The organism is Bacillus sp. T-10(2022), assembly GCF_056502895.1.
In genome coordinates this window covers 3,003,149-3,027,310 of sequence record NZ_CP113518.1, presented here as the reverse complement: position 1 = coordinate 3,027,310, position 24,162 = coordinate 3,003,149, and the positions used below count along the sequence as shown (strand labels likewise).

The following is a 24,162-nucleotide window of genomic DNA, read 5'->3' as shown; positions in this document are numbered from 1 at the left end:
TTCTTTAAAGGGGAAACCAGTATGTATTTTTAGCATACTGGTTTTTCTATGCAGATTTTTCTGAAAGTCGATTATAATAAAGGGTAAGCTATAAGCATGAAAGGAAGTGCAGAAAATATGCAAACGTTTAAATCACGTGACGAATTAAAGATAGAAGAAACTTGGAATTTAAAGGATATTTACGAAGATCAGGCTAATTGGGAAAAAGATTATCAAGAAGTCCTGAAGATGACAGAAAAATTAAAAACTTACGATGGGCATATTCAGTCCGCTCAAGATTTATTCGAGTATTTACGGTTAAGTGAGGAAGTTGGGTACATTTATAACAAGCTATATGTATTTGCCATGCTTCAAGCCGATTTGGATACACGGGTCACCTCATCACAAGCATTGCTGGATCGAGCTGGTAAGTTAGGGCAGAAAATAAGTAATGCTTCTGCATTCTTCATGCCGTTTCTTCTAAGCCTGGAAGAACAAACATTAAAAGGGTACATAAAAGAAGTCGAGGGTTTGAAATATTTTGAAGAGGATTTACTGGATTCCTTCCGCTATAAAGCCCATGTGTTAACGAAAGAACAAGAAGAGGTGCTTTCCCAAATAGGCGAAGCCTTTTCAGCACCTCAAAAAACGTTCGGGATGATCAACAATGCGGATATAAAATTTGGGGAAGTTACGAATGAAGACGGCGAGAGGGTAGAGCTGACGCGGGGAATGTATTCCAAATTGATTGAAGACGATGATCGCGATAAAAGAAAAGAGGCTTATTTCGCCTATTATCAGCCATATGTACAGTTGAAGAATACAATCGCTTCCACACTTGCCACGGCAATCAAAAATAATGTGAATCTTTCAAAACTAAGAAATTATCCATCAGCCTTGGAAAAATCCTTATTTGGGGATCAAGTTCCAAAAGAGGTTTATGATAATTTGATTATGTCTACTAAGGAAAATATCGGACCCATGCATAAATACATTCATTTAAGAAAAAAATTGCTGGGTGTAGAAGAATTGCGTGCCTTTGATTTAAGTGTGCCATTAGTCGAAGGCGCTAAAGAGGAGATTTCTTACGATGATGGTTTTTCTTTGATGGTTGAAGCACTGAAGCCTCTTGGCGAAGAGTATATCACAATCTTGAAAACCTTTAAGGAAAAAAGATATATCGACGTCAGGGAAACACCTGGAAAACGGTCAGGTGCTTACAATTTAGGACTTTATGGCGTTCATCCTTTCATTTTATTAAATCACCGTGATGATTTAGACAGTGTCTTTACACTTGCACATGAATCTGGACATGGTATGCATTCATACTATAGTTCAAAATATCAACCGCAAATAAGTGCCGGGTATTCCATTTTTGTCGCTGAAGTTGCTTCCACTGTGAATGAAATCCTTTTGATTCGCCATTTAATCAAGACTACAAAAGACGTGCAGAAGAAAAAACACTTACTTAACCATTTCATAGATAGTTTTAAAGGAACATTCTTCACACAGGTGATGTTTGCGGAGTTCGAAAAGATCGTACATGAAAAAGCTGAAAATGATGAACCTCTAAATGCCGAGGTTTTTAATACAGCCTATGAATCGATATTTCGGGCTTATAATGGAGATGAAATGATTTTCGATGAAGAAGTGAAGTATGGCTGGTCACGAATCCCACACTTTTATCGTCCATTTTATGTCTACAAATATGCTACTGGTTACGTTTCAGCCATCACTATCGCTGATAAGATCCTCTCTGGGGACCAAAAAACACTTGAAAGTTATTTGACCTTCTTGAAAAGCGGGAGTTCCGATTTCCCATTGGAGCTGCTTAAGAAAACAGGTGTAGATTTAACTAAACCTGATCCAATCGAAAACGCAATGAAGATTTTCAGCGATCTTGTCGACCAATTCACTGAGTTGACAGAAGGCTAATCTAAACCATTTCTTCCAAAAGAGCCCATGGTATGTGTGTTAAAAAAATGCTATAGTTAAAACATTGGCGTAGGAGAGGCCCAATCTATTGATTGGGCCTTATTTTATATGCTTATGAAACAGGTATCGCGCAAAAAAGTCTGGGTAACAGCGTTACTTTCTACTTCGGAGCCTAGCCAATGGGCCAGTTTCTTTGTTCAATGGCATATTTTGTGAGGAAAGTGAAAAATGAATTCGACAGTTAATTATATAAAAGAATGGCAGCAGGCGCTTCAACTTGAAATCCTGCATTTAAAAAAATATGGCAGTACAAAATACCTGGTTTCGAACGGCCATCTGCTTACAGGTGACGATTCTTTCAACTATTATTTCGAAACAGGTTCATCGATAAAAATCCCTGTCGGTTCCCTCGTTCGACTGGAATGGGGAGGGATTAAGCAGGAGGGAAGAATCCTCTCATCTGAAGGGAAAAGTATAATCATTGTTTTTGATCGCTCGCTAGGTGATATGATCGATGAAGCCTTTTTATACCACGACCCCTGGGAATTGCTTGAGCAATTGATCATCCGCTTGGATGAAACCAAGAGAAGCAAAAGGAAAAGGCTTCGGATCAAGCGCCTGATGGATCCGTCCATGCCGCAAAAACATCCTTTAATTGAAAATCAAAGCAGCGTGAAAGAATTATATGCGCGCTCGAAATTCAACCCTGTCACTTTTGTTTGGGGACCCCCTGGAACAGGAAAAACCTATACATTGGCTCGTACAGTAGCCAATCATTATTTACAGGATAAAAAAGTTCTGGTTTTGTCCCATAGCAACCAGGCTGTCGATGTTTTGATGGCTGAAATTTCGTCATTCATTAAAAAGAAAGATCGTTTCAAAGAAGGCGATGTGCTTCGCTATGGATCTCAAATCGGTGAATCACTAGCCATTCATGATGATATTGTTACAGGGCAATTATTAGGTAAACATGAACCGACATTAATTAAAGAAAAAGAAGAGCTTGGCGAAGAGAAACGTCTGTTAAAGCATGACTTGGCAGGGTCCTTCAGTAAAAGGGATACAGATCAATTAATTGAGATAGAGAAAAAGCTGGCCAAAGTCTTGGAGAAAATCCGCCAAAAAGAGATTCAATTCGTAAAAGAAGCAAAAGTCATCGGAACGACCTTGGCTAAAGCCGCAAATGATGAAACGGTTTATCAAAAGGAATATGATCTGGTCATTTTGGACGAAGCGAGTATGGCATACGTACCTCAGGTGGCTTTTGCTGCAGCGTTAGCCAAGCATATTATCGTTTGTGGTGATTTCAAACAATTGCCGCCTATTGCTTCGGCTCGAGATTCCCTAGTGAAACTTTGGCTGAAGGAAGACATTTTTCATCGGGCTGGTGTCGCCCAGTCTGTTGAAGAAGGAGAACTTCATCCCCATTTATTCCTATTAAAGGAACAGCGCCGCATGCATCCGGATATTTCAGCATTCACTAATCGTGTCGTCTATAACAATTTTGTTGGCGATCATAAAAGTGTTGCGACCAGCAGGGAGGGAATAATGCTGGCGGAACCATTTGCCAATAAGGCAGCGGCACTGCTCGATACTAGCTTAGCAGGGGAATATTGCATCACTGAACGCACATCCCACTCGAGAATGAATATATGGCAATTGCTTTTATCTTTTCAACTGATTCATGAAGCTTATGTGGGCGGGGCAAGATCAATCGGTTATGTCGCCCCATATCGTGCCCAGGCGGATTTGATGGAAAAACTATTGGATGACTTATATGACAAAGAACGGCAAACGGCGGATATCATCGCTGCAACTGTACATCGGTTACAGGGAAGTGAACGGGAGATGATGATTTTTGACACAGTTGATAGTTATCCGCAAAACAGGGCTGGAATGTTATTGACAGGGAGAGAAAGTGAAAGGCTCATTAACGTGGCCATAACAAGGACAAAGGGAAAGTTCGTACATGTATGTGACACTTCATTTGTTAACAAACACGTTTATCGCAGCAAAACACTTCGTCAGCTTGTCGATCATCAAATTCAAAATGATCAGATTGTATCAAAGAAAGACATTGGAAAATGGGTTAAACATCAGCATCCGAGATTACAATGGATGCATGCCCGTAAATTGGGGGACTTTCAGGAAGATATTGAATCAACAAAACAAGATATGGTTTTCGCTGTTCCGGATTTGAACAGTTTGTCAGAAGAATGGCAGCAATATTTAATGAAACGAAACCCTGCAGTGAAATTGACGATCATTTCAGCAAAAAGAAACCCTGATATCCACTCTGATCAATTTATTTGTTCACCTGTTTCCTTTTCGTTTATCATCTTGGATAAACGAGTTGTCTGGCTAGGTTTGCCCGTAGAGTCCAATAATCGGGTCCAGCCTCCATATATAGCGGCTCGTTTGGATTCGGAAATAATGGCGGATGAATTACTATCTCAATTCAAAAAAAGTGAATAGCTTTGGAAAGCCCCTTAAAAGGGCTTTTCAGACTGTAGACAAACTCGATGAAAATCGAGTTTGTCTATTTTTATGGCTTGTACAATTTGGACGTTGATTTCCACTACAGGCACTCGCTTTCCGCGGGCGGTCCGGGAGCCTCCTCGGCTTTCGCCTGCGGGGTCTCCCCTAGACTCGCTTTTCCCGCAGGAGTCTCGTACCTTCCGTTCCAATCAACTTTGTCTTACCTTTTAGATAGAACACTTTTGCCTAGAGTTATTTTTGTTTTAAAATAGAAGTATTAAAACCTGGTGACACGGCATATCTGGCAAACACATGTGGAAGAAGCAGATCATCTGCGTCATCATCAAAATGTAAAACCTATATATGCGAAGCGTAAAGAAACGAATGAGCGTGTATTCGCAGATGCAAAAGAAAAGCATGGTATGCGTTGGACTACTTTAAGGGGACTTAAAAAATTGTCGATGCAGGCGATGCTTACTTTCGCTGCCATTAATTTAAAGAAGATGACCAATTGGACATGGCGAGGACCAAAAATGGCATAAGATAGTGGGCTCGTAGAGCCCCCAATCTCTTAACTTTAGGCGAAATTCAGAGGGAATTTCAAAAGGGGTTCAAAATTTTTTAATTCCGAACTCCTTTTGTCTACAAACTGGAAAGCCCCTTAAAAGGGCTTTTCTTTTTTACATATATCCCTAAAAAGACCTCGATAGAATAAGTGACGACCATTTGTGTCACTTGCCTTCTTGATGTATTAAATCAAAAACCTCGCTAGAATATACCATTTACTTATACTCCCCAAATTTGAATTCAGCTCCTTATATTTTTTGCTAAAGGCCGCAAACTAAAATAACAAAGCAAGCGTTTCAGGCGACTTTCGACTAGTTATGATTTACCATTAAATTACGAAAGACTAGAAAGGAGGTAACAAAATGAAACTTAGCATTTTGGATCAATCACCAATTGCATCAGGACAATCAGCACAAGAAGCCTTACAGGCTTCACTGCAACTCGCACAAGAAGGAGATAGACTTGGTTATAGCAGAATCTGGTTAACTGAACATCATGATCTCCCAGGATTGGCCTGTTCCGTTCCAGAGGTTTTGATAAGCTATATTGGTGCACAAACAAAAAATATCCGAATTGGTTCAGGGGCAGTGCTGCTTCCACATTATAAGCCATACAGGATAGCAGAGACTTATAATATGCTAGCTACACTTTTTCCTGGCCGGATTGATATGGGAATCGGGCGTGCTCCTGGTGGATCTGCCGAAGCAACGATGGCATTATCCGATAATTTTCTTCAGAATGTTTATAAAATGCCTGAACTAGTTCAAGAACTGTTGAATTTTCTAAGAAATGAATTTCCGAATGAACATCCATTTTCAAATGTCTCTGCTGCTCCTATCCCAAAGGTGCCGCCTGAACCATGGATATTGGGAACAAGCGGGAAAAGTGCAAAGCTTGCCGCTGAGAATGGGACTGCATACGCGTTTGGTGAATTCATGAGTGAAAATGATGGAGTGCAGAGCTTTCATCAGTACCGTGAACACTTTCAAACAAAAGGGTTGCTTAAAGAACCTAAAACGATTGTTACGGTTTCGGCCATTTGCTCAGAAACGGAGGAACATGCGAAAGAAATCGCCCTTAGCAACATTCTATGGAAAATTCAAAGTGGACAAGGTGGAAGAAAGCAGGTTCCAAGCATAGAAGAGGTAAGGAGCCATGATTGGACTGAAAAAGAAAAAGCACTGATGGAAACGATGCATGAAAAACTGATTTTTGGTACCCCTTCACAAGTGAAGTATCGGCTATACGAGATTCAGGAGAAATATCAAGCAGATGAAATCATGCTGATAACCATCACTCATAAGTTGGAGGATAGGCTTAATTCGTTTCGTTTGATTGCCAGTGAAATTCTTAACAGTTAATCCGTTCGAGCATTTTGTGTGCATTTTGTGTGCATTTTCTATATGATGGCTTTGCGTCCAATTTATCATAATTGAAAGAAAGAAGATGAAGATATGAATGCTGATCAACATGCAATAAAACTTAGCGACATTTCTTTTTCCGTTCTGGACCTGGCTTCAATCGTTGAGGGTGGTACAGTTTCTGGAGCTTTTAAAAATACAGTAGATTTAGCCAAGCATGTGGAGCAATGGAATTATAACCGTTTCTGGGTTGCAGAACACCATAGCATGCCAGGGATCGCAAGCTCTGCAACGTCAGTGCTTATAGGCCATGTTGCAGGAAAGACGGAAAGAATTCGCGTCGGTTCTGGCGGCATAATGCTGCCGAATCATGCACCGCTTGTTATCGCAGAACAATTTGGGACATTGGAAGCAATGTATCCTGGTAGAATAGATTTAGGGCTTGGGCGAGCTCCGGGAAGCGACCAATATACAGCCATGGCACTCAGGGGTGACGTACGTAATAACGGTCAGGATTTTCCTGAACAATTGGCGCAGCTCCGCAGTTATTTAGATGCGGATTCCAAACATAATCGTGTTCGCGCCATCCCTGGCGAAGGACAGGATATCCCGATTTGGCTGCTTGGTTCAAGCGGCTTCAGTGCAGCATTATCAGCACAGCTGGGATTGCCATTTTCATTTGCAAGTCATTTTTCCCCTGAAAATACTCAACCAGCTTTAGCCCGTTACCGCAATAATTTCCAACCATCCGACGTTCTCGATAAACCTTATGTCATGGTTGGTGTCAATGTTTTTGCAGCTGATACTACAGAAGAAGCGCAAAGGATTGCTACATCTTATCAACAGCAGTTCTTGAATTTGATACGGAACACGCCCGGTCAACTTGCTCCTCCAGTTGATACAATGGAAGGCCTTTGGACAGAATATGAAAAGGCCATTGTCATGAAGCAGCTGAACGCTTCCATCATAGGAAATCCAAAAGAGGTTAAAGAGCAGTTGCAGGCATTTTTAAATGAAACGCAGGCGGACGAAATGATTATAAACTCTGCCATTTATGATCAGGTTGCACGCCTTCGTTCTTATGAAATCATTGCAGAGGTTACTGGAATGAAATAAGTGTCAAAGAATGAGCTTGCAGATTCCGTGTCTGCAAGCTTTTTTATAAAATACATACCGATTTACTTCATAAACAAAGTTAGGAGACAAGAATGAAACGAGAAGATCCTTTATCCTTAATATTTCACTTCACAGATAAACAAGGTGACAGCAGGCCTCTATATTTTACGAACCCGAAAAAAGTGTTCACCGCCCATTCAATTGAGGATGTCATTCCCCAATTCCAAAAAGTCCAGGAAGCGATAGAACAGGGGCATTATGCAGCGGGATACGTTTCCTATGAAGCGGCACCTGCTTTTGAAAAATCTTTTAAAGTAAAAGATGGAGCCAAAATGCCATTATTATGGTTCGGGATTTTCGATAAACCGGAAGAAGAATTACCTGAAAAAATGACAGGGGCTTTTAATTTAGCTGAATGGCAATCAGAAACGAATTCACATAACTATCATTCCGGGTTTCAAATGATAAAATCTGAAATCGAGAAAGGCAATACGTATCAAGTCAATTACACGATGCGTTTGCAATCCAGGTTCGAAGGAGATGACTTCGCTTTCTTTGATCGCTTGAAGAGAGCTCAACGCTCGAACTATAGTGCATATTTGAATGTGGGGACACATCGAATCCTATCTGCTTCACCCGAGTTGTTTTTCCGTTGGGAAGATGGCCAGCTGATTACTCGGCCAATGAAAGGAACGGTAAAGCGGGGAACGACACTGAAAATGGATCAGCTTAATGCAGACTGGTTAGCAGCCTCGGAAAAGAATCAAGCAGAAAACTACATGATTGTGGACCTGCTCAGAAATGATTTGGGAATGATTGCAGAACCAGGAAGCGTCAAGGTTCCACAGCTTAAGGCAATTGAAAAATATCCGACCGTTTGGCAAATGACATCCACGATTACGGCCGATACGTATCCAGGAACAACAATCATTGATATATTCAGGGCTCTTTTTCCTTGTGGATCGATAACAGGGGCACCTAAAATTAAAACGATGGAAATCATCGCTGATATCGAGAATTCACCACGGGAAGTTTATTGCGGTGCAATCGGGTTCATCACCCCTGAATCCGAAGCCGTTTTTAATGTGCCGATTCGTACGGTCGTGATCGATAACGAAACTGGGAAAGCCGAGTATGGGGTAGGAGGTGGAATTACTTGGGATTCCGAGCTATCTGAAGAATATGACGAAGCGTTTTTAAAAGCCAAATTATTGACGGTAGAAAGGCCTGCTTACAAACTATTGGAATCGATGAAGCTCAGCGATGGCGAATATTATTTGTTGACTGATCATATCGATCGGATGAAACAATCCGCTGATTACTTCGATTACCGGTTCCCTGAATTGAATCTTAGAGATCAACTCCAAAAGTATGCGGATATGAATCAAGGGACGTTACAAAAGGTAAGAGTATTACTTCATGAAAATGGTGAAATTGAAGTCTCTGGACAAGCAATCAAGCCCCTTGAATCAGAATTTACGGCTATCTTGGCTGAAACTCCAATATCAAGTGCAAATCCATTTCTATTTCATAAGACCACCAATCGTGATGTATATGAAGGCTTTCAAATGAATAATCCTGACTTCCATGATGTTTTGCTTTGGAATGAAGAAGGATTCATCACGGAATTCACGAACGGAAATGTGGTGGTGAAGATAAATGGTGAACTCTATACCCCTCCGGTGGAAGCAGGTCTGCTTGCTGGAACATTTCGTCAAGACTTGATCAGGAAGAAGGAAATCATGGAAAAACCCATTTCAAAGGCTGACCTTAATAACGCTGAGGAAATTTGGTTTATTAATAGTGTGCGAGGGAAATTAAAAGTGAATTTGACTTTCTAAGCTGATTATTCGTGAAAAAGTGAAAATTGTAATCTTTATCGCAGTTTGTTGAGTTATAGTAGAAGATGAAAACTACATTTCCGGGAGGGACTGCTGTGGAGATGCATAAAATCGCAGGTTTATCGATCATGGATTGGAAAGCGAAAGATCCTATACTTAATAATGTGATAAAGATGAACGAAGTCTTCTGGACGAATCCAGATTACGGTAACAAGCAAGAAAACCCAATCGTCCAAGCTGAACAAGTTAAATCTGCTGAAGAAAGATTAAATAGATTTGCCAATTATATAATTAAAGCCTTTCCAGAAACCGAACCAATGGAGGGGATCATTGAATCACCACTAGTCGAGATTCCTTCCATGCAAAAAAACTTGGAAAAATCCTATGGAACTAAAATGGCTGGGAAACTTTTGCTGAAATGTGACAGTCATTTACCAATATCAGGTTCCATCAAGGCTCGCGGAGGTATTTATGAGGTCTTAAAACGTGCTGAGGAAATAGCAATGAAGCATGGTGGTTTAAAACGGACTGATAATTATGGGATACTTGCGAACGATGAATACAAAGAGCTTTTTTCAAAATATTCGATTGCAGTCGGTTCAACCGGCAATTTAGGAATGAGTATTGGAATAATAAGCGCTAAGCTGGGATTCAAAGTAACGGTCCATATGTCGGCAGATGCCAAACAGTGGAAAAAGGATAAATTAACAAGTCTTGGAGTCATTGTAAAGGAATATGATGATGATTATAGTAAAGCTGTAGAAGAAGGCCGTAATGAAGCATCACTTGATCCCGATTGCCATTTTATTGATGATGAAAATTCAATGGATCTACTGCTAGGTTATGCGACAGCTGCAACGCGCCTGAAGAAACAACTGAAAGATATGTCCATACCAGTAGACGAAGATCACCCTTTGTTTGTGTACTTGCCATGCGGAGTCGGCGGCGGGCCCGGTGGTATTACATATGGGCTCAAGTTAGCCTTTGAAGATGATGTACATTGTTTTTTTGCAGAGCCGACACATTCACCATGCATGACGCTCGGATTGATGACAGGCCTTCATGACAAAATCTCGGTGCAGGACTTTGGCATCGATAATAAGACGGAAGCTGATGGTCTTGCTGTCGGAAGGCCTTCAGCATTGGTTTCCCGTATGATGACGACCATGTTAAGCGGCAGCTATACCATAGAGGATAAAAGGTTATTCGATCTGCTCAGGGGAATGGCAGAGACGGAAGGTCATTATTTAGAGCCATCTGCCCTCGCAGGAGCATTGGGTCCGGTACAACTTTTTAAAGCTCCAGAAGGAAAGAAATATCTCATGGACCAAAAACTGCTGGATAAAATGAACCAGTCCACACATATCATCTGGGCGACCGGCGGGAGCATGGTGCCAAAGGATATGATGGACCAGTATTTATCTAAAAGGTAAAAAATGTTCACTAGAGTTAATTTATCAGACTGTAGACAAACTCGAAGAAAAGCGAGTTTGCCTGCAGTTTTTTATTGAAAAAACGTCTCAGTTGTTTCAGCCAAAGCAGTTTTTCGACCTTGACCACACATCATTCGACCGTTCACGCAGTTTATTCGACCCACACCGTGCTTTATTCGACTGTTCACCCATTTTATCCGATCCACACCGCACATTATTCGACCGTTCACCGTATTATTCGGACCCCGTGCATTCATTTTGCGGTCCATATATTGAAACCGTTCCCTTCCGCCAACTTCCTGCCCAGCCTCATCAAAGCAAGCATTTAGGCGGGTCTCGGCTAGCCAGCATTCGGCAAGAGTGTAGGTTCAATCTGTTGTGGTTTCATTCCAAATAAAAGTATTGGTTAAAATCATGAAAGGGAATTAGGAAGAGACCATTCCGAACCCCATTTTGTCGACAAACTTAAAGAAGTTCACGAAAGTGAACTTCTTTTTTCTTTATAAACCCCATGAGTTTAATAAAAGTTGAATGGCTTTTTCCAATTCGGATTCAGGGATCCCTGCAAAGCCCAATATGATTTTTGGAGGATGTTCGTCAATTTTTTCGATCGAATATGTCGATAAGCCATAAATTTTAATATGGTCTTCATTTGCCTTTTGAATAAGTGTCTGTTCATCCATGCCGTTCTTAACGATGAGGACGATATGCAATCCTGAACGCTCTCCAATGATTTTTATTTGTTGATGGGGTTTAAACAGCTCGATCACTTTATCCAACTTGCGACGGTACACTTTCCTCATCCGATTCAAATGCTTTTCAAAATCCCCTTCCTTCATGAACTGTGTCAATACATGCTGATCAATCCGAGAAACGGTTGAATGGTAAAAAGATAATTCCTGTTGATGCATTTGTAACAATGGAGCGGGAAGAACCATATAACTGATTCGAATTGATGGCATCAATGATTTTGAAAATGACCCTAAATAAATCACCTTATCACTAGCATCCATACTTTGTAAGGAAGGGATTGTTTTTCCACTATAACGAAATTCACTATCATAATCGTCTTCGATAATATAGCGGTTTGCAGCCCCTTGAGCCCAGTTCAACAATCGCGTCCGTCTGTTAACGGATAGGATTGTCCCATTGGGGAAGTGATGTGAGGGAGTGACATACACGACGTCGATGTTTGAATCTTCAATTTGGTTCACCTTTACGCCTTCTTCATCAATTTGCAGTGGATGGACTTCATTTGGGTAGCTTCGTAAAATCCGGTGAATCAAGTGATACCCAGGATCTTCAACACCATAGATGGCATTTTTATCGAATAGAAGGACAAGCTGCTGCAATAAAATTTCCATTCCTGCACCAATGATAATCTGTTCGGGAACACATTGTACACCACGTGCATGATACAAATAATGGGCAATTTCACATCGTAATTCATATTCCCCTTGAGAATCCCCAAGTAAAAGAAGATCTTGATGTGATTCATCGATTTTGCTTTTCATGTATTTTCTCCATTTTTCAAATGGGAAGTGTTCCGTGTCAATTTGGCTGGGATGAAAATGATATAGCAATTCCCCTTCTTTATGATTGATTTGTTCCACTGATACTTGGTTAGTTTGTGTATACTCTAAATCCTCGAATGTTTGAATATAGTACCCTTTTCTTGGTATGACTTCAACGTATCCTTCAGCAGTCAATTGTTCATATGCAGTCTCGACAGTATTTTGACTTATTTGCAGGAACTCTGCCAATTTCCGTTTGGAAGGCAGTTTTGTGCCGTAAAGAAGACGGCCATCAATGATTTCTTTTTTAATATATGAATATAATTGTTCGTACAAAGGTACTTCACTTAACCGATTTAAATCGCAAGAAAGCATATTCATTTTGTTTCCACCTTTTTTTATAAATTTACTGACCCTATTAAATTTATTAAAACTGACACTTTCAATGCGGTCAACTCTTTTTTATACTAAGTCTAACAAATCTAAAAAATGCAAATATTAGGGGGAAGAGAAAAATGGAAAAATTATTAGGAACTGACACAGTAAAAAGAGGAATGGCACAAATGCAAAAGGGTGGCGTAATCATGGACGTCATTAACGCAGAACAAGCAAAAATCGCAGAAGCATCAGGTGCTGTGGCTGTCATGGCATTGGAAAGGGTTCCTTCCGACATCCGTGCGGCTGGCGGCGTAGCAAGAATGGCAGATCCGCGAATTGTAGAGGAAGTAATGAATGCAGTGTCCATCCCGGTCATGGCTAAAGCAAGGATTGGTCATATCGTTGAATCAAGGGTCCTGGAATCCATGGGAGTGGATTATATCGATGAAAGTGAAGTGCTGACTCCTGCTGATGAAGAATACCATATTCTAAAAAGTGATTTCACCGTACCTTTCGTTTGTGGCTGCCGTGATTTAGGTGAAGCTGCACGCCGTATTGGTGAAGGAGCATCAATGCTTCGTACAAAAGGAGAACCAGGAACGGGTAATATTGTGGAAGCTGTGCGTCATATGAGAAAGGTACAGTCACAAATTCGTAAAGTGAGCATCATGAGTGATGATGAATTAATGACAGAGGCAAAAAATCTTGGAGCCCCTTATGAAATTTTAAGAGAAATCAAACGCACAGGTAAATTGCCTGTAGTTAATTTTGCAGCCGGTGGAATTGCGACTCCAGCAGATGCAGCATTGATGATGGAATTGGGAGCAGATGGCGTTTTCGTTGGATCTGGTATTTTTAAATCTGAAACTCCAGAAAAATTCGCATCCGCAATCGTTCAAGCGACTACATATTTCACTGATTATGAATTGATTGGCAAGTTGTCCAAAGAGTTAGGCAGTGCAATGAAAGGAATTGATATTTCCAAACTAGCTCCGGCAGAACGGATGCAGGAACGTGGATGGTAATATGATAACTATCGGTGTTTTGGGTTTACAGGGAGCAGTTGAAGAACACTTGAATCAAATCAAAGCTGCCGGCGAACAAGCAGTTATAGTAAAAAAGCCGGAGCAGTTGCTAGAAATCGATGGCTTGATCATTCCAGGCGGAGAAAGCACGACGATGAGGAAACTAATGGATCGCTATGGATTTATGGAACCGGTCAAAACTTTCTTCGAAGATAAAAAACCAATTTTCGGTACATGTGCAGGGATGGTATTGGCGGCCAATGAATTGACTGGCGATGAGAAGGCCTATCTTGGACTAATGGACATTTCCGTGAAAAGGAACGGATTTGGACGTCAAAAGGATAGTTTCGAGGCTGAACTATCAATCAAAGGAATGGAAACCCCTTATAAGGCAGTTTTCATCCGGGCGCCATTTGCTGATGGAATTGGAGAAGGTGTAGAAGTATTGGCTGTTTATGAAGAGAATGTAGTGGCTGCGAGACAAGACCATGTCCTCGTTAGTGCGTTTCATCCAGAATTAACAGGTGATGATCGTTTTATGCAGCTTTTCATTGAAATGGTGAAGACATCCATAAGTAAGGCCGAATTGAAAACCTGTTAAAAAAATGAAGCTGTCCTAGTAATAGGACAGCTTTACTTATGAAAGCTCAAAACCCTATATAAATACATATTGCTTGAATTAAATATTCCTTACTTTTATAATAAAAAAAGTAAGTAAACACTTACTATATTTTTAGTGTTGAAAGGGGAATGTACATGACAGCAAGAGTTGCAGTTATTACAGGAGGAGCAAGCGGTATTGGCCGGGCCACATGCTTGAAATTTGCAGCAAAAGGGGACAAGGTCGTTGTTGCGGATTTTAATGAAGGAATGGGACAGGAAACCGTTGAACAGATTACAGCGTATGGCGGAGAGGCCATTTTTGTAAAAACGGATGTTTCTAAGCAGGAAGATGTTGAATCCTTAATCAATAAAGCAGTGGAAACATTCGGAAGGATCGATATCATGTTTAATAATGCCGGCATCGGTGCAGGCGGTATGATCCTCGATCAAGATATGGAGGGTTACTTCAAAACGATTGGAGTGAATCAGCACGGAGTTGCCTTTGGAATCATGGCAGCAGGACGGAAAATGAAGGAGCTAGGTAACAAGGGTGTCATTATTAATACGGCTTCTGTGTTTGCTTACTTAGCTTCCCACGGAACCTTTGCCTATCAGGCGACTAAAGGAGCTGTAAGAATGATGACACAGACAGCTGCTTTGGAATTAGGTGCTTATGGCATACGGGTAGTGGGCATTGCGCCAGGCGGGGTTGACACTCCTATCATTCAAGGCTATAAAGATATGGGAATCATCGATAAATTGAATGCAAGTCAAATGCGCGGTAAATTAATTAAGCCAGAAGCCGTTGCAAATGCCGTCTATCTATTATCTTTAGAGGAAGCGGATGCGATCAATGGAAGTGTAGTCATGGTCGATGATGGCTATGCATCCTTTAAGTGATTTTCTCTATAAGAAAACATCGTCCCAATCAGACGATGTTTTCTATTTATGATATATGGGAATATTGAATTCTAATGAATCAAAGGTAATATTGACCGATTGATACCATCGGGATATCATGGAAAATAGATTGGTGAAACCGGTCTTATCATTATAAAAGAAGGTTGATATTTTTGAAAAAAGGGCAGCAAACGAAAGAACGAATCATAAATGTAGCCCGGACTCTTTTTGCCACTAAAGGTTTTGACATGACAAGAACGAATGAAATTGCCTCTGCTTGCAATGTTTCCGAAGCTACTATTTACAAATACTTTGACAGCAAAAAAGATTTGCTATTGGCTACCATTACCCCTGATGAGAAAGAGGAATCTGAAGATGGGACTAGCCATCTATCTACGGATGATCTAGTGGAGAATCATGTTTGCACCATGATAAATAAAATTCTTGATAATAAAGAACAGTTTTCGATACTATTCAGGGAAACACAATTTGATCAAGATATTTCTAAGCAATATGTAGATCAGATTTTCAAGCCGAATGCCAGGCATATTGAAATACAGAAGAGAATAGATAGTGGTGAGATACAGTATATCTCTGATATTATCCTATTTAATGTAGGGATCATTTCTTTCACATTGGCATTATCTACACATTATGAGATCCATCAGCAGAAAAAGGAGCCATATTTTACTTCTGAACGAATTAAGAGCATTGCTCAACTTTTGGTATATGGTATTCATGGCAAACAAAAACATACATAATGAAACGGTCATATTTGCGGCTTGATGCTCAAGCCCTTCAATATGACCGTTTTATTTTCCTTAAGATCCGATGGAGTAAACTTGAAAATTTTTTAAACCAGAGTGTAAGATTTGACTTATATTTTTCAGACTATTACGATAAATGCATGCTGTACGAAATGCTTACGAAGATTTTATCTTGAAATCATGTAATATTGGAGGGGGAGATTAAATGACCGATATCGTAATTTTATCAGGAAGTCCGGCTATTCCGTCCAGAACGGACATTTCACTAAAACATATTCAATCATTAGTCGAAAACGAAGGTTTTACCACAGCTTATTTCTCAATTACGGATTTCTCAGCAGATGATTTATTCCAAGGCAAATATAATAGCGAAGATATCTTAAAGCTTTCAGAGAAAATTCAAGCAGCTAGAGGTGTCATTATTGGTTCACCGGTTTATAAGGCTTCTTATACAGGTGTATTGAAGGCCTTGATCGATTTGCTGCCAGAAGGTGCTTTTAAGGGTAAGCCAGTACTGCCAATCATGATTGGCGGAAGTAACAGGCATCTATTGGCGATTGACTATGCACTTAAACCATTAATTTCAATATTAAAAGGCGAGCCGCTGCAGGGGATTTATTTCGTTGATAAAGAAATAGATAAACAGAATTCAGAAAACCCGATAAATGATTTGCATTTAATTGATCGCGTCCAGAGTCAAGTTCAAGAATTTGTAGAAGCGATACAGTTAAGAAATTAATGAATTCGAGTAATTCCTTCTATAAAAAGGACTGGAATTCGAGAAATTATTTTTTCAAAGAATGACAGGCGCCAATAATAGGTTTGTTAATGAAAATAGACTCATTTTTTTGGATGCTTTATCTAAAAAGACGAGTCTATTTTCGTATTTACATGAACATAAAATCATAATCGGAATAGTGTGTATAAAAATAACAGTTCATCCATAATATTAAACCAAGTTATTTTATAAGAAAACTCCATTGACAAGGATTAAATATATGTTAATATTTAAAATAATAAAACTTATCCAGAGCGACGGAGGGAATTGGCCCTTTGAAGTCCAGCAACCTGCATGATCGATGCAAGGTGCTACCTCCAACAAAATGTTGATCATTTTGGAAGATAAGGTAAAGATATTTACCTTGGGATCTTTCCATCATGGAAAGATTTTTGTTTTTTGGGAAAGTTGTAGGCAAACCATAACAATGTAAGGTTGTTTGGAATTATATAAATCTAAGAAATTCATTGAATCAGCGGTGAAAATAAGAAATTCGCGGATTTTCTTAAAGGAGGAACAGGCTTGGATAAAGAGAATCAGCTTGAAGAAATATTTGAACGACTTCAAGAAATGCTTAATTCTATGAAATATGGATCCATTACACTTATTGTCCAGGATGGTAAAATCATTCAAATGGAAAGAAATGAAAAATTAAGAATTAAATAAGGTATCTGCTGACTAGAAAAACTAGAGGCGGGTTTAACTGATATAAAGAGAGTATTGGTTAGATTCGTCTCTTTTTTCCTAGAGTCAAACAATTACAACGGGCATTGATCAACAGTTACTCTAACCTGATACAGCAAGTTTTTAGAGGGGGCTACAAAGTTGGCTGCATTAATAAACTATGAAAATTTCAACACTGGGGATTTCCCTGTATTTCCCGAAGACAGTGAGACAAAAGGTGCTTTGGAAGTTCTGCAATGGGCGAATGACCATTATGGAAACGAACTGATTTATGCTTGCAGTTTTGGCATAGAAGGCATCGTGCTTACGGATTTATTGGCGAAGGTCAATCCTTCTGCCAAAATAGTTTTCCTTGATACAGATGTTCATTTTGAGGAAACTTATCAATTGATCGAGCAAGTGAAAAAGCGATATCCAAAGCTTTCGATCGAAATGAAGAAACCTGCCTTGACGCTAGAGGAACAAGCAGCGGAATATGGGGATGAATTATGGGTTAGAGATTCAAATAAGTGCTGTAATATCCGTAAAATCATTCCGCTTACCGATGTGCTTTCAACGGCAACAGCATGGCTTTCGGGACTGCGGAGGGAGCAATCCGAAACAAGGGCTTTAACCGAGTATATCAATAAGGATAATAAGTTCAAGTCAGTTAAAATATGTCCACTCATACATTGGACATGGAAAGATGTTTGGCGCTACGCCCACAAAAACGGACTTCCATATAATATCCTGCATGATAATGGATATCCGAGCATTGGATGTAAAACATGTACAGCACCAGCCTTCAATGCAGATGATTTACGCTCTGGCCGTTGGCAAGGAGCTCAAAAAACGGAATGCGGATTGCATTTATCTTAAATAAATAAAAACCATAGGCTTAAATAAATAAAAACCATAGGCTTAAATAAATAGAAACCATAGGGGGAAATTAGCATGACAATCAGTTTACCGCACGGAGGAACATTAATCGATCTTTGGGAACCAAATTATGATATTAGTAAAATAACAAAGTCAATCGAAATCGATCAAATTGCTTTAAGTGATCTTGAATTGATAGGCACTGGTGCCTACAGTCCAATTAAAGGATTCTTTACAAAAAGTGACTACGAGACAGTGGTCAAGGATTTGAGGCTTAGCAGCGGTCATGTATGGAGCATCCCAATTACGCTTCCTTTGACCGAAGAAACTGCAGAAACCCTTACTATAGGTGAAGAAGTAACGTTGACTCATGAAGGTGAAACATACGGGGTTCTCTCCGTTTCCGATATTTACACGCCAGATAAGCAATTGGAAGCGACATTAGTATATCAAACGGATGATGAGAAGCATCCTGGAGTGAAAAATTTATATAACCGCGGTGATGTATATGTCGGTGGGGAAATAAAGTTGATCAAGAGAATAGAGCGTCCGCAGTTTCAAGCTCACTATTTGGACCCAGTCGAGACAAGGAAAGCTTTTGCTGAAAAAGGCTGGGAAACGGTTGTCGGCTTCCAAACGAGGAACCCTGTTCACCGTGCACATGAATACATTCAAAAGACAGCATTGGAGATTGTCGACGGCTTATTCTTAAACCCTCTTGTAGGTGCCACCAAATCAGATGACATTCCGGCAGATGTAAGAATGGAAAGCTATAAAGTGCTGCTTGAAAAATATTATCCTAAGGATCGCGTCTCCCTTGCAGTTTTCCCTGCTGCCATGCGTTATGCAGGACCTAGGGAAGCCATTTTCCATGCGATGGTCCGTAAAAATTATGGTTGCACACATTTTATCGTCGGACGTGATCATGCGGGTGTGGGCGATTATTATGGAACATATGATGCTCAAAAAATCTTTGGGAATTTCAACGCAGATGAGTTAGGGATCACGCTATTATTCTTTGAACATAGCTTTTACTGTAAAGCATGTGGCAATATGGCTTCCGCTAAAACTTGTCCGCATGGCAAGGAAGACCATGTCATCCTGTCTGGAACGAAGGTAAGGGAAATGCTGCGTAACGGAGAAATTCCTCCAGCTACCTTTAGCCGTAAAGAAGTCATCGAGGTGTTGATCGAAGGTCTAAAAAAGAATGAAGTTTATAACTGATCGGACATAAATTGAAGGATCACATGAAGAGGGGGATTTTTAATGAGTAAAAGTACGAATGTCACTTGGCATGAAACGTCATTGACCAAGGAGCTCCGCCGGAAGCAGAACGGCCATGAAAGCACAGTTCTATGGTTCACTGGTCTCTCGGGCTCCGGAAAATCAACGATTGCGAATGCAGTCGCTAAAGAGTTATATAATCGGAATATTCGAAGTTATGTTTTGGATGGTGATAATATCCGTCATGGTTTGAATAAAGATTTAGGTTTTTCTGAAGAGGACAGAACCGAGAATATTAGGCGAATCGGTGAGGTTTCCAAGTTATTCGTGGATAGTGGGCAGTTCGTATTGACCGCCTTCATATCACCTTTCAGGGCAGATCGGCAGATTGTACGTGATTTACTTGAAGAAGGGGAGTTTATTGAAGTATACATAAAGTGTCCGATCGAAGAGTGCGAAGTGCGTGATCCTAAAGGTCTTTATGACAAGGCGCGTAAGGGAATCATTAAAGATTTTACCGGAATCGACTCTCCTTACGAAGAACCTGAACAACCGGAAATCATTTTAGAATCCGACCAATACAGCATTGAAGAGTGCGTTGAACAGGTAATCGGTTATTTGTCAGCAAAGAAAGCGATTTAATCAAGGAGGATAATATAATGGTTTACGAGAAATTTTGGTCGGAAAATCCACTAATCGCTAAAAATAAAACGGAAGTCTGGAAATTGGAAAAAGACGGCTTGAAGATATTTGATGATATTCCACATTACGCAGCAAATGGTTTTGATTCCATCCCTAAGGAAAATTGGGATATGTTCAAGTGGGCAGGTCTCTACCTGCAACGGCCAAAAGAAGCTGGTTATTGGATGATGCGTGTCGTTATTCCCGGCGGTATCCTGACTTATGATCAACAAATTACGCTGGCAAACATCGCTAAAGATTACGGGAGGGGTGTATATGACATTACAACCCGTCAAGCCATTCAATTCCATTGGCTGACCATTGAACAAGTCCCGGATATCTTAAATCGTTTGGAAAAGGTTGGAATGACTACGGCTGGTGCTTGTGGTGATATCACACGCAATATCATCGGGAATGCATTGGCAGGCATCGATCCTGACGAACTTTTCGATACACGCGAGGTTCTATATGATGTATTTGAGTATTTCCGCCTTAACGAAGACTATTCGAACCTTCCTAGGAAATATAAAATGTCCATAAGTGCTAATATCCATAATGCATCAAATGCTGAAATCAACTGCGTTTCTTTCAATCCAGCAACTAAAGAAATTGATGGAGTAACGGAAGTTGGTTTTCACGTAAAAGTAGGCGGTGGGCTGTCCTCCGTTCCGATGCTGGCAGAGGAACTTGATTTATTCATTTTACCTGAAAAAACAGTCGAAGTAGCGGCAGCCATCACGACGATATTCCGTGACTTCGGGTACCGTGAAAAACGTCATCGCTCACGATTGAAATTCCTTGTCGCTGATTGGGGTCCTGAACAATTCAAGGAAAAGCTGCTGGAATACACCGGTCCGCTTCCTGAAAAGGGTGAAAGTGCGGTGGAGGGATGGAATGCAGGTTATTTCTACGGCATCCATAAACAAAAACAAGATGGTCTGAACTATGTTGGAGTCAATATACCAGTTGGTCGCCTAAACCCAGACGAAGTGATCGAGTTTGCCGAACTTGCGAAGAAATATGGAAATGGTGAAATCCGAAACTGTAATTCTCAAAATCTTATCATTCCAAATGTGCCGGATGCAAAACTTGAGGAATTAAAACAGGAATCCATCTTTGAAAGATTTCCATACCACCCAAAAAAATTCATTGGTTATTCCGTTTCTTGTACAGGCATCGAGTATTGCAACCTGGCACTCGTTGAAACAAAAGAACGAATGAGGACCATTTCTGAATCATTGGACAAGGAAATAGATCTCGATGTTCCTGTAAGGATGCATATGGTCGGTTGTCCGAATAATTGCGGTCAAAGAGCCATCGCCGAAATTGGCCTGCAAGGCATAAAAATGAAAAACCAGGACAAAAAGATGGTCGAGGCTTTTGAAATATACGTCGGTGGAACGCTGAATGAGGGCGGGAAATTCAATGAAAAACTTAAAGGGAAAGTGGAAGCTGAAAAGCTCTATCATGTTCTGAAAGAACTGATTCTATTTTTCAAAGAAACAAAACTTCTATCGGAAACCTTTCTTGATTTTGTGGAAAGGGTAGGGATATCCGAGTTACAAAGTAAGCTTGATGATATATTAACGGAAGTGGCCGTTTAATAGGGGAAGGTAAGCAATCGATGAATCTATACCGTTTTGAAGTCACTATCAAGGAACAACCGATTCATGTCATCATTGTTGCCGATTCAGATGAAAAGGCGTTTGAACTTGTTGATATCGAGTTGGAAAAGCATTATTTGAAAATGCCTGAAGTGGATGACATCTCATTATACGAAAAAAAGAAAATTAAAAATGGAGCAGGTTTCGTTTTATCGGAATTCGAAACGATTCTCTAAGGGAAGGCAGGTTGCAAAAATGGGGAAAGTATATCTAGTAGGAGCCGGTCCCGGAGATCCAGATTTAATTACATTAAAAGGATTAAAATGCATTCAAGAAGCTGATGTCATTTTATATGATAGACTTGTCAATAAAGAACTTTTGAATCATGCAAAAGACGGTGTCGAGCTGATTAATTGCGGTAAACTTCCGGATTATCATTTGTTGCAACAGGATACCATCAATCGGTTCCTGGTCAAATATGCAAAAAAGGGAAAAGTGGTCACCCGTTTGAAGGGCGGCGATCCATTCGTCTTTGGCAGAGGCGGGGAGGAAGCTGAAGCCCTCGCCAAAAGTGGCGTGAGCTTTGAAATCGTACCAGGCATTACGGCCGGAATCGCCGCTACAGCTTATGCGGGAATTCCAGTTACACACAGGGACCACGCTTCATCTTTTGCAATTGTTACCGGTCATCGGAAAAAGGATGAAGAGGATAATATCAAGTGGGAATCCCTTGCCAAAGGTATCGATACACTAGCCATTTACATGGGTGTTAAAAACCTGCCATATATTCAAGGGAAACTTTTGGAACATGGAAAAAATCCAGAGACTCCGGTAGCCCTTATCCATTGGGGGACATTAACAACGCAAAGAACAGCTGTCAGTACGTTGGCTAATGTAGTGGAAACCGCCAATAACGAACAGATTTCCAATCCTTGCATGATAGTCGTGGGCGATGTCGTTAATTTACGGGAAAAAATTAAATGGTTTGAAGGAAAACAAACCGAAAATTTGTTGGCGAATGAGGCCTTTTAATGGAAGCCATTTTATATATTTGCCATGGAAGCCGCGTTAAAGAAGCTTCAGCCCAAGCCATTGATTTTATTAAAGTTTGTATGCAAGCACAGCCAAATTCCATACAGGAGCAATGCTTCTTGGAATTGGAAACTCCTACGATAGAAGAGGCCTACGAACGATGCGTGCAAAAAGGTGCGACGAGAATCATCGCCATTCCAGTTCTATTGCTAACGGCTGTACATGCAAAACATGATATTCCGGTCATTTTGAACAAAATGAAAGAACGGTACCCTGCCGTTGAATTGAAATATGGGAGACCGATTGGTGTCAGTGATAAAATGGTTGACATTTTAGTGGAACGGTTGGAGGAAACAAATGTAAGGGTTTCGGAGGATTCCTTGGTTTTATTGGTTGGAAGGGGCAGCAGCGATCCCGACGTGAAAAGGGATTTGTCTCGATTGGCTGATTTGCTAAGGAACAGGTTTCCTAAAATCCGTGTGCAAGAGTGTTATTTGACAGCTGCCACACCAAGCTTTGGAGAAGCATTGGAATTTGCAGGGGAATCTCGATCAAACCAAGTATTTATCATTCCTTACCTATTGTTTACCGGTCTCTTAATGCAGTCGATTGAAAATAGTATAAAAAAGATCCAAAAAAAGGGGAAGCAAAAAATCATACTTTGCCGATATCTAGGTTATCATCCAAAGATTGAACAAGCAATATCGGAACGAATTCATGAAGTGAGTGGGGAGGGAGCCTATGTATCCAATTACGCTTAATATTGAGAACAGAAAGTGTGTCATCATCGGCGGTGGTAAAATAGGTTACTTTAAAGCGGGCCCCTTATTGGAAGCTGGTGCCGAAGTGACCGTCGTAAGCCCCGAGATATGCACGGGTTTTCAACTGTTGGAGAAAGAAGGTAAGATTCGAGTCTTACTTAAAGAAGTGGAAGAAACTGACTATAAAGATGCGTTTTTAATCATTGTTGCTACAAATTCTACTGAAGTTAATGAACGAGTGTACGAGAATGCATCCCAAAGTCAGCTGGTGAACGTAATCAGCAATCATGAGCTGGGTAACTTTCATATACCGGCCACATTGAATAGAGGCATGCTTTCCATTAGTGTTTCTACCAATGGAGCAAGTCCAACTCTCGCAAAAAAAATTCGGAATGACCTAGGTAAAGTATATGATGAATCTTATGAAGATTATCTTGAATTCCTTTTCGAAGCAAGGATGATCATTAAAAGTGGTTCCTTTTCAAAAGAGGAAAAATCTAAGTTATTGAAAGATTCAATAGAGGATATTTATAAATATTCCCTAAAAGAAAGATATCGTTTCTTAGCTAGGCTTATGCCAGTAGAAGCTGAATAAAAAAATATGGGCTGATCAGAAAAACTGAAGGCACCTAACCAACATGTC

At 40.3% G+C, this 24,162-nt stretch carries 21 protein-coding genes, 1 pseudogene and 1 riboswitch; of the genes and pseudogenes, 21 read left to right on the top strand and 1 reads right to left on the bottom strand.

Features of this window, described 5'->3' with window-relative positions:
• The first annotated feature begins 117 nt into the window (after window positions 1–117).
• From pepF to dsdA, 7 genes and pseudogenes are all read left to right on the top strand, one after another.
• Complete coding sequence (gene pepF / locus OSJ91_RS14790; protein ID WP_485889938.1) at window positions 118–1,914, top strand: oligoendopeptidase F; 1,797 nt, start codon at window positions 118–120, stop codon at window positions 1,912–1,914.
• Between the two features lie 228 nt (window positions 1,915–2,142).
• On the top strand, window positions 2,143–4,389 hold the full coding sequence (locus OSJ91_RS14785; protein ID WP_485889937.1) for a DEAD/DEAH box helicase: 2,247 nt from the start codon (window positions 2,143–2,145) through the stop codon (window positions 4,387–4,389).
• Window positions 4,390–4,676: 287 nt separating this feature from the next.
• Window positions 4,677–4,934, top strand: a pseudogene (locus OSJ91_RS14780) (transposase); the annotation flags it as partial.
• A gap of 387 nt (window positions 4,935–5,321) precedes the next feature.
• Window positions 5,322–6,320 carry an LLM class flavin-dependent oxidoreductase gene (locus OSJ91_RS14775; RefSeq protein ID WP_485889936.1) on the top strand — a complete coding sequence of 333 codons (999 nt, stop codon included), beginning with the start codon at window positions 5,322–5,324 and terminating at the stop codon, window positions 6,318–6,320.
• Between the two features lie 93 nt (window positions 6,321–6,413).
• Window positions 6,414–7,436: an LLM class flavin-dependent oxidoreductase gene (locus tag OSJ91_RS14770; protein ID WP_485889935.1), complete on the top strand. Its 1,023-nt coding sequence runs from the start codon at window positions 6,414–6,416 to the stop codon at window positions 7,434–7,436.
• A 92-nt stretch (window positions 7,437–7,528) separates the two neighbouring features.
• The gene (pabB, locus tag OSJ91_RS14765; protein ID WP_485889934.1) at window positions 7,529–9,277 is read left to right on the top strand and encodes an aminodeoxychorismate synthase component I; all 1,749 of its coding nucleotides are present in this window, start codon (window positions 7,529–7,531) and stop codon (window positions 9,275–9,277) included.
• A 101-nt stretch (window positions 9,278–9,378) separates the two neighbouring features.
• Window positions 9,379–10,710 carry a D-serine ammonia-lyase gene (gene dsdA, locus OSJ91_RS14760; protein ID WP_485891904.1) on the top strand — a complete coding sequence of 444 codons (1,332 nt, stop codon included), beginning with the start codon at window positions 9,379–9,381 and terminating at the stop codon, window positions 10,708–10,710.
• Window positions 10,711–11,210: 500 nt separating this feature from the next.
• On the opposite strand, the gene pdxR is transcribed toward dsdA, so the two are convergent.
• Entirely contained in the window at window positions 11,211–12,605 is a 1,395-nt protein-coding gene (pdxR, locus tag OSJ91_RS14755) for a MocR-like pyridoxine biosynthesis transcription factor PdxR (protein WP_485889933.1), read from the bottom strand.
• Window positions 12,606–12,739: 134 nt separating this feature from the next.
• Here pdxR and pdxS point away from each other — a divergent pair, with 134 nt between their 5' ends.
• From pdxS to OSJ91_RS14685, 14 genes are all read left to right on the top strand, one after another.
• A complete protein-coding gene (gene pdxS / locus OSJ91_RS14750; protein ID WP_350298925.1) occupies window positions 12,740–13,627 on the top strand; it encodes a pyridoxal 5'-phosphate synthase lyase subunit PdxS in 888 nt (295 codons plus the stop codon).
• A gap of 1 nt (window position 13,628) precedes the next feature.
• Window positions 13,629–14,228 (top strand): pyridoxal 5'-phosphate synthase glutaminase subunit PdxT, encoded by a 600-nt coding sequence (gene pdxT / locus OSJ91_RS14745; protein WP_260357991.1) that lies wholly within the window; start codon window positions 13,629–13,631, stop codon window positions 14,226–14,228.
• A 155-nt stretch (window positions 14,229–14,383) separates the two neighbouring features.
• Window positions 14,384–15,130: an SDR family NAD(P)-dependent oxidoreductase gene (locus tag OSJ91_RS14740; protein WP_485889932.1), complete on the top strand. Its 747-nt coding sequence runs from the start codon at window positions 14,384–14,386 to the stop codon at window positions 15,128–15,130.
• Between the two features lie 173 nt (window positions 15,131–15,303).
• Window positions 15,304–15,891 carry a TetR/AcrR family transcriptional regulator gene (locus OSJ91_RS14735; RefSeq protein WP_350298923.1) on the top strand — a complete coding sequence of 196 codons (588 nt, stop codon included), beginning with the start codon at window positions 15,304–15,306 and terminating at the stop codon, window positions 15,889–15,891.
• Window positions 15,892–16,102: 211 nt separating this feature from the next.
• Window positions 16,103–16,636, top strand: a complete 534-nt coding sequence (gene ssuE, locus OSJ91_RS14730; RefSeq protein ID WP_350298922.1) for an NADPH-dependent FMN reductase — start codon at window positions 16,103–16,105, stop codon at window positions 16,634–16,636.
• A gap of 281 nt (window positions 16,637–16,917) precedes the next feature.
• Window positions 16,918–17,026, top strand: a riboswitch (SAM riboswitch).
• Window positions 17,027–17,197: 171 nt separating this feature from the next.
• Entirely contained in the window at window positions 17,198–17,341 is a 144-nt protein-coding gene (locus tag OSJ91_RS14725; protein ID WP_072273036.1) for a YezD family protein, read from the top strand.
• A 171-nt stretch (window positions 17,342–17,512) separates the two neighbouring features.
• Window positions 17,513–18,217, top strand: a complete 705-nt coding sequence (locus OSJ91_RS14720) for a phosphoadenylyl-sulfate reductase (protein WP_387549249.1) — start codon at window positions 17,513–17,515, stop codon at window positions 18,215–18,217.
• Window positions 18,218–18,292: 75 nt separating this feature from the next.
• A complete protein-coding gene (gene sat, locus OSJ91_RS14715; protein WP_350298921.1) occupies window positions 18,293–19,441 on the top strand; it encodes a sulfate adenylyltransferase in 1,149 nt (382 codons plus the stop codon).
• A 42-nt stretch (window positions 19,442–19,483) separates the two neighbouring features.
• Complete coding sequence (cysC, locus tag OSJ91_RS14710) at window positions 19,484–20,083, top strand: adenylyl-sulfate kinase (RefSeq protein ID WP_283914658.1); 600 nt, start codon at window positions 19,484–19,486, stop codon at window positions 20,081–20,083.
• Between the two features lie 17 nt (window positions 20,084–20,100).
• Window positions 20,101–21,726, top strand: coding sequence for a nitrite/sulfite reductase (locus tag OSJ91_RS14705; protein ID WP_350298920.1), 1,626 nt, complete (start codon window positions 20,101–20,103; stop codon window positions 21,724–21,726).
• Between the two features lie 20 nt (window positions 21,727–21,746).
• Window positions 21,747–21,962 (top strand): DUF3906 family protein, encoded by a 216-nt coding sequence (locus OSJ91_RS14700; protein ID WP_350298919.1) that lies wholly within the window; start codon window positions 21,747–21,749, stop codon window positions 21,960–21,962.
• A gap of 19 nt (window positions 21,963–21,981) precedes the next feature.
• Window positions 21,982–22,758 (top strand): uroporphyrinogen-III C-methyltransferase, encoded by a 777-nt coding sequence (cobA, locus tag OSJ91_RS14695; protein WP_350298918.1) that lies wholly within the window; start codon window positions 21,982–21,984, stop codon window positions 22,756–22,758.
• Entirely contained in the window at window positions 22,758–23,519 is a 762-nt protein-coding gene (locus OSJ91_RS14690; protein ID WP_485889931.1) for a sirohydrochlorin chelatase, read from the top strand. Before cobA ends, OSJ91_RS14690 begins: the two co-directional genes overlap by 1 nt.
• Complete coding sequence (locus OSJ91_RS14685; RefSeq protein WP_241590770.1) at window positions 23,500–24,114, top strand: NAD(P)-binding protein; 615 nt, start codon at window positions 23,500–23,502, stop codon at window positions 24,112–24,114. The genes OSJ91_RS14690 and OSJ91_RS14685 overlap by 20 nt, the downstream gene beginning before the upstream one ends.
• Window positions 24,115–24,162: the final 48 nt, after the last annotated feature.